This is a genomic window from Paraburkholderia sp. SIMBA_053, assembly GCF_046534895.1.
GTDB lineage: Bacteria > Pseudomonadota > Gammaproteobacteria > Burkholderiales > Burkholderiaceae > Paraburkholderia > Paraburkholderia caledonica.
The window spans coordinates 1-395 of record NZ_JAWRXU010000172.1 but is presented as its reverse complement, the minus strand read 5'-3'; the positions used below and the strand labels follow the sequence as shown (position 1 = coordinate 395).

General features: G+C 56.2%; 2 pseudogenes. Both read right to left on the bottom strand.

The annotated features are described in order from the left end of the window. Nucleotides 1-160 (bottom strand): annotated as a pseudogene (locus tag SB753_RS35115) (LacI family transcriptional regulator); the annotation flags it as partial. Between the two features lie 76 nt (nucleotides 161-236). After that, nucleotides 237-395, bottom strand: a pseudogene (locus tag SB753_RS35110) (ABC transporter permease); the annotation flags it as partial.

Here is a 395-nt window from a genome sequence, read left to right as displayed (position 1 = left end):
CTGCCGCCGGTCCCTGGAAAGTCATCGTGTAACCCTTGGCTTCGCCAACGGCGGTTTTCGCGCCTTTCTGGACGTTCTGCCAATAGTTGGAGTTGACGGTCTTTACGATCACGGCGATCTCGCCACCCGCGGCGTATGCCCCCGTCGTGGCCATCACCATAACGGCCGATACTGCCAGTAGATAACATTTGCGCATGTCTCGCTCCTTTCTCGCGTGGTTGATAGTCTTCTTGTTGCTACTTGCGGCTTCGCATCCGGTCGATCCACACCGTACCGAGGATCACCAATCCGATAATGATCTGCTGGATAAAGCTGGATACCCCGTTCATGTTCAGACCGTTGCGAAGCACACCGATCACAAATGCGCCGATGGCCGTGCCGGATATCGTTCCCAC